The 6,462-nt window shown below is 65.3% G+C and carries 6 protein-coding genes and 1 pseudogene; all 7 read left to right on the forward strand.

Annotation, left to right across the window (positions count from 1 at the left end):
* Nucleotides 1-1,491 (forward strand): DEAD/DEAH box helicase (locus tag V8324_RS20760; RefSeq protein ID WP_336421802.1); only part of this gene is annotated, 1,491 nt, incomplete at its 5' end.
* 224 nt (nucleotides 1,492-1,715) lie between these two features.
* On the forward strand, nucleotides 1,716-1,916 hold the full coding sequence (locus tag V8324_RS20765) for a DUF6511 domain-containing protein (RefSeq protein WP_336421803.1): 201 nt from the start codon (nucleotides 1,716-1,718) through the stop codon (nucleotides 1,914-1,916).
* A complete protein-coding gene (locus V8324_RS20770) occupies nucleotides 1,916-2,683 on the forward strand; it encodes a hypothetical protein (RefSeq protein WP_336421804.1) in 768 nt (255 codons plus the stop codon). The genes V8324_RS20765 and V8324_RS20770 overlap by 1 nt, the downstream gene beginning before the upstream one ends.
* Before the next feature lie 1,297 nt (nucleotides 2,684-3,980).
* Nucleotides 3,981-5,168: an AAA family ATPase gene (locus tag V8324_RS20775; RefSeq protein ID WP_336421806.1), complete on the forward strand. Its 1,188-nt coding sequence runs from the start codon at nucleotides 3,981-3,983 to the stop codon at nucleotides 5,166-5,168.
* 351 nt (nucleotides 5,169-5,519) lie between these two features.
* Nucleotides 5,520-6,056: a crossover junction endodeoxyribonuclease RuvC gene (locus V8324_RS20780; protein WP_336421805.1), complete on the forward strand. Its 537-nt coding sequence runs from the start codon at nucleotides 5,520-5,522 to the stop codon at nucleotides 6,054-6,056.
* Complete coding sequence (locus tag V8324_RS20785; RefSeq protein WP_442970589.1) at nucleotides 6,053-6,262, forward strand: hypothetical protein; 210 nt, start codon at nucleotides 6,053-6,055, stop codon at nucleotides 6,260-6,262. Before V8324_RS20780 ends, V8324_RS20785 begins: the two co-directional genes overlap by 4 nt.
* A pseudogene (locus V8324_RS20790) lies at nucleotides 6,255-6,462 on the forward strand (hypothetical protein); the annotation flags it as partial. The gene V8324_RS20785 and the pseudogene V8324_RS20790, both read left to right, overlap by 8 nt.

Below are 6,462 nucleotides of genomic sequence, written 5' to 3' on the forward strand. Positions count from 1 at the left end.
GCCCGGGTCAACCCGGAGGTGACCACCTCGGTGTTGGATGCCAGCACCAAGTCCTGGGGCGGCCAGGTCACCTTCGCCATGGTGCCCACGCTGGCGCGCGAGGCCAATCTGGCCGCCATGCCCAAACTGGACCTGCTGGTCGTCGACGAGGCGCATCACGCTGCCGCCGACAGCTACCGGCGCATCATCGACCGTGTGCGGGATGCCAACCCGGAGGCTCGGATCTTCGGGGTGACCGCCACGCCCAATCGCGGCGATCGCAAGGGGCTGCGCGCGGTCTTCGACAATGTCGCCGACCAGGTACGGCTGGGTGAGCTGATCGCCTCGGGTCATCTGGTGCCGCCGCGCACCTTCGTCATTGATGTGGGTGTCCGGGACAAGCTCAAGGCGGTGCGCAGGACCGCATCGGATTTCGACATGGGTGAAGTGGCCGAGATCATGGACCGCGCGCCGATCACCGAGGAAGTGGTGCGCCACTGGCGCGAGAAAGCCGGAGACAGACAAACCGTCGTGTTTTGCTCGACCGTGGCGCATGCCGCGCATGTGGCCGAGGCCTTCAATGCCGCGGGCATCCCTGCGGGGCTGATCCATGGCGATCTGCCGGGGGATGAGCGCCGCAAAATACTGGCCGCCTTTGCGAGGGGCGACATTCGCGTCATCACCAACGTGGCCGTGCTCACAGAAGGCTGGGACCACCCGCCCACCTCCTGCGTCGTGCTGCTGCGGCCCTCCTCCTACAAATCGACGATGATCCAGATGGTCGGGCGCGGCTTGCGCACGATCGACCCGGCGGACCATCCCGGCGTGGTCAAGACCGATTGCGTGGTGCTGGATTTTGGCAGCTCCAGTCTCATGCACGGCACGCTGGAGCAGGATGTCGATCTCGGCGGCAAGACCGAGGCCGGCGAGGCGCCGTCCAAGACCTGTCCCTCCTGCCAAGCCGAGATCCCGCTGGCCGCGCGGGAGTGTCCGATCTGCGGTGAGACGCTGGTCGACCCGGACGAGGACGAAAGCGAGAGCCTTGAAGGGGCACTTGGCGGCGCCCTGTCAGGCTTCCTGATGACCGAGATCGATCTGCTGAAGCGCTCGAGCTTCGAATGGGTCGATCTCTTCGGCACAGAGGACGCGCTGCTGGCCACGGGTTTCACGGCCTGGGGTGGCGTCTTCTGGCTCGACGGGCTGTGGTACGCCATCGGCGGCACGCGCGGTGCGCAGCCCCAACTGCTGGGCGTCGGCGAGCGCTCCGTGTGCCTCGCGCAAGCCGATGATTGGCTCAATGACCACGAGACCGACGAGAGCGCCTTCAAGACGCGCGGCTGGCTGACCCAGCCCGCCACCGAAAAGCAGCTGCAATATCTCTCGCCCGAGGCGCGCGGCGATTTCGGGCTCACGCGCTACAAGGCCTCGGCCCTGATGACCTTCGGCTTCAACAAGCGCGCAATCCGGCAGTTGATCCTGAGCGCGGCCCCGACCGCGCGGGAGGCCGCGTGAGCCATGTCGCGCAAATCCCGCCCACGCCCGCAGAGGCTGCGGACCCATCGGGCCGTGATCGGCTCTGGCACCCGCGCGGCGCGCTCTGCGCCGTCTGCACCTCCCGAACCCGCGGCTTTGGCTGGTTCGATCCCCACCAACCCCGCGCAAAGCGCACATACCGCTGGTTCTGCTCGATGCCGTGCCAGTCGGCCTTCACACGCAAAGCCAAGAAAGGACTGAAAATGGCAGAGATAACCGAAGAGGAGCACATGGCGATCCTCGCCAGCCTCAAGCCCGTGGCGCGACAGATGGAGACCTATGGCTGGGACACCCGTCTGTCGGAGCTCACGGAAGTGCAGGTGCTTTGGCTGATCGAAACTGCGGTGCAGGAATTCCGTGAAGCCATGGGCGAGATCGCCAGCAAGTCGGAGGTCCCCTTCTGATGCTGGACTACAACCATCGCCCCAGCTTCGCCGAGCGTATCAATGGGACCATCGATGCGGCCCTGACCGCCGAGAATGCCAGTCGATCACCCCGCGATTACCTCGGCGGCTCGCGCCTTGGGCAGGCTTGCGAGCGCGCACTGCAATTCGAGTTCACGGCCACACCCAAGGACGAAGGCCAGGAGTTCTCGGGCCAGCTGCTGCGCATCTTTGCTATCGGCCATGTGCTCGAGGATCTGGCGGTCGCCTGGCTACGGCAGGCGGGGTTCGATCTCTACACTCGCAAGGGCAACCGGCCAGATGGTGGCCAGTTCGGCTTTTCGGTCGCGGGCGGGCGCATCCGCGGCCATGTCGACGGCATCGTCGCCGCCGGACCCGAAGGCTTCGGCCTGGCCGTGCCCGCGCTCTGGGAATGCAAGACCATGAACGCGAAGAACTGGCGCGCCTGCGTCAAGGACGGCGTTGCTATCGCCAAACCGGTCTATGCCGCCCAGATCGCCGTCTACCAAGCGTACATGGAACCCTCGGTGCCGAAAATTTCCGCCGCGCCCGCTCTCTTCACCGCGATCAACAAGGACACGGCCGAGCTGCACCACGAGCAGGTCCCTTTCGATGCCGATCTTGCACAGCGCATGTCCGATCGCGGGGTTCGTATTCTGCAAGCCACGGATGCGGGCGAGTTGCTGCCCCGCGTGGCGCAAAACCGTGACTTTTTCGAGTGCCGCTTCTGCCCCTGGGCGGAGCGCTGTTGGGGAATGTCGACATGACGGACGCTCCCGACGACCCGCCTGACACCCCAATAAACACCGAGGATGCCGCAATGAGTACCGATCACGACGACCCGCACACCCCATCGGATGACACATCCTCCGAGACCCCGAAGGAAAACCTCGTCCATTTCAATCCCTGGCGCGACTTCAACGATGCCGCGCCGCAGATCGACGTGTTCGGCGACGAGCCCGACCCCGAGCGGATCGCGCAGTTCATGGAGGTGGTCTTCGGCTACTGCGACGGGCTGATCCCCGTCCGCAGCTTCATCGACAAGGGCCAGGGCTTCGACGGTCGCCCGCATAACATCTGGATCGAGGCTGATGACACCGTGGCCGACAAGATGGCCACCTTCGCGACATGGGCCTCGCGCGAGGGGGCGGCGGTCTATGTGATCCCTGGCACCGTGGCCGAGCCCGGCCAGGCCCGCGCGGCGGAAATCCTGCAGATGCAGACCGTGGTGGTCGATCTCGACACCGGCGATATCGCAGCAAAGCGCGCCCATCTCGAGCGCCACCTTGGCGCGCCCACCATGGTGGTGGAAAGCGGCGGCGTGACGGCCGAGGGCCAGCGCAAGGCCCATGTCTGGTGGNGCGCCACCTTGGCGCGCCCACCATGGTGGTGGAAAGCGGCGGCGTGACGGCCGAGGGCCAGCGCAAGGCCCATGTCTGGTGGAAACTGACCGAGCCCGCCGAGGGTAGCGACATAGCCCGTGTGACCCGTCTGCGCGGCGACATCGCGGCCAAGGCCGGCGGCGATATGCATTTCCGCTCGGCGCACCAGCCGATCCGGGTGGCGGGCTCGGTCTATTACAAGAACAACCTCAAGACACAGGTCGGCATAATCGAGCTGAACGCCGACCGCGAGCGCGATCTGGACGAGTTCATCGAGGCCGTCACCGACATGCCGCCGGCGCCGGGCGTGTCGCTGCAGCCCGAGTTCGCCCATCCCGACAAACCCGCCGTCGACGAGGTGCTGGTCACCCCGGTGCGCGAAGGTGCCGCCGATGACTGGTCGCGCTTCGAGGGGGCCTCGGCAGCGATCGGGCATTTCATCCGCATGGTCCATGAGGGCCGCCTGTCCAAGGATGCCGGCTGGGAAGGTATCTGCGGCTACAACGCGGCGATGCTGCGCCCCCAATGGTCCGTGGAACGGCTCAAGCGCGAGTCCGAGCGGCTCTGGGCGCTGCATGTCGAAAAGAATGGCCCCCCGCTGGTGCGGCTCGACAGCGGCGCGCCGTCACCGGACGAATTGCCCGCCTTCAGCCTCGGCGCGCTGCTCGACGACACCAGCCCCATGCCTGCGGACATCATCGCACCGCGCGTGCTGACGCCCGGTGGCCTGCTGGTGCTGGGCGGTGCGCCTAAGGTGGGCAAGAGCGATCTGCTGATCTCGTGGCTCGTGCACATGGCAGCAGGGCAGCCCTTCCTCGGCTTCACCCCGCCGCGACCGCTGCGGATCTTCTACCTACAGGCCGAAATCCAGTACCACTATCTGCGCGAGCGCCTGCGCCAGATCGCCCTGCCGCCCGAGATCCTGACCGCGGCGCGCGACACATTCGTGGCCACGCCGAAACTGAAGCTGCTGCTCGACGACGAGGGCAGCGTGCAGGCTGCCCGCGCGATCCAGACCGCCTTCCCGGAGGCGCCGCCGGACATCATCTGCGTCGACCCGATCCGCAACCTCTTCGACGGCGGCCCCGACGGCGGCGGAGAGAACGACAACACCGCCATGATGTTCTTCCTCAAGGACCGGGTGGAGGTGCTGCGCGATCATATCGATCCCGATTGCGGGGTGATCCTCGTCCACCACACGCGCAAGCTGTCCAAGCACCAGGTCAAGGAGGACCCGTTCCTGGCCTTGTCCGGCGCCAGCGCGTTGCGCGGTTTCTACACCTCCGGCCTGATCCTGCACCGTCCCGACGAGGACGCGTCGGAGCGCAAGCTGGAGATCGAGCTCCGCAACGGCCCCGCGCTCGAGCCCAAGCTCATCGACAAGCGCGGTGGCGAATGGGTCGAAATGAACCCGATGAACGAGCGGCTGGTTCGGGCCGAGGTTGGAACGAAACAAGATGCCGAGCGCGATCGCAAAAGCGAGGTGATCCTGAGCCTGCTCTTCGATGAAGCGGCGGAGGCGCGGATTTACTCATCCACGCAGTTCGGGGCCGCTTTCGAGAACCAGCATGGTCTTGGCAGCCAGTTCACCATTCGGGATCGTCTGAATGTTCTGGCGACCAAGGGCTTGGTGAAATTCCGCCGCGATATGGCCGCGCAAGGGTTCCCCGCGACTCAGTCACACTTCGGCTATCTCTGCGTCGAAGGCATGCGGTTCGGCCGCGATCCAGTGATTGATCCTGAGACCGGCGAGGTCCTTGCCGAGGGCGAATTGGTCCTGCCGACCCACTTCAAATGCCCTCATTCCGGCCGGGCCAGGGAGGTCGAGAACCCCGCCGTCTGGGTCTATCCGGAGGCGGTCGATGAGTGACTTTGTCATATGACAAAGGCCTTTGTCATCCGCATTCCTTTGTCATGAACTCAATGAAATCAATGACTTGCTGATGACGATGACAAAGGCCTCTGTCATACCCCTTTGTCATCAAAAATGGGAGAAAGAATAATGAAAACAGATAGTTGTACCCACCTGATGAGGAAGAGTGGAAAGCCCCCATACTCCGTATGGGGGGCCACCCAGAGGGTGTGGCCCCCCAATACGTCGCGGGGTGTCCGCGCGCGTGTCCTGTCCTGACCCCACCATCCGACGACGGCGGCCGGTACCGCCAAGCATCAACCGCCGTCGTCTTCCACCCGAGCAGCCAACCAAAAAAGGAGACCACCCATGGCTGATACGACTCTGTCCAGCGCCGCACGCGGCGCAACCCCTGAAACACACATCCCGCCCAAGACCGGGCGCACCATCCTGGCCCTCGATCTCGGCACCACCACTGGTTGGGCCATCCGTGGCTTCGATGGTCTGATCACCAGCGGCACCGCCAGCTTCCGCCCCGGCCGCTTCGACGGCGGCGGCATGCGCTACCTGCGCTTTACCAACTGGCTGACGGAGCTCGACCGGCTGTCAGGGCCGATCGCGACAATCTGGTTCGAGGAAGTCCGCCGGCACGCGGGCACCGACGCGAGCCACGTCTATGGGGGTCTTATGGCCACGTTGACCGCGTGGGCCGAGCTTCGCGGCGTTCCGTACCAAGGTGTCCCTGTTGGCACGATCAAGCGTCACGCGACGGGCAAGGGCAATGCGCCGAAGCAGGCGATGATCGACGCAGCGCGCGACCGCGGGTTCTCACCCGCCGACGACAACGAGGCTGACGCCATCGCCATCCTGCTCTGGTCGATCGAGACGCAGGGAGGTGTGCAATGACCGGCATGCGGTTTGCCCCAAAGGGCTACGGCGGCCATCGCCGCGACCCCGAGCAGGTCAGGCGCGATGGTTGGCATGATCTGCACATGCTGGCGGTTTCGCTCGATGACCACCGCCTGACCTGGCCGGAGCGCGAACTGGTCCGTCAGCTGGGCGAGCGTCTCTACGGCAAACTCCCCGCCGTTAGGGAGGTGCGCAATGACTGACTGGACCACAGGGCGCGTACAGGACCGGCTGGAGCTTGCGGCGGATGTGTTCGCGCAACTGCCCGCGGTGAAGCCCACTGGGTACTTCAACGCGTGGCCCGAATATTTCGTAAGCGCCAGCTGGGCCCCACGGGCTTTTCAGCTTGACGTCTGGAAGTTCCAAGGGAGGAGTTCGTCGATCCGGTTTTTCGGATGGCCGG

This window comes from Roseovarius sp. D22-M7, from assembly GCF_037083785.1.
Taxonomy (GTDB): domain Bacteria; phylum Pseudomonadota; class Alphaproteobacteria; order Rhodobacterales; family Rhodobacteraceae; genus Roseovarius.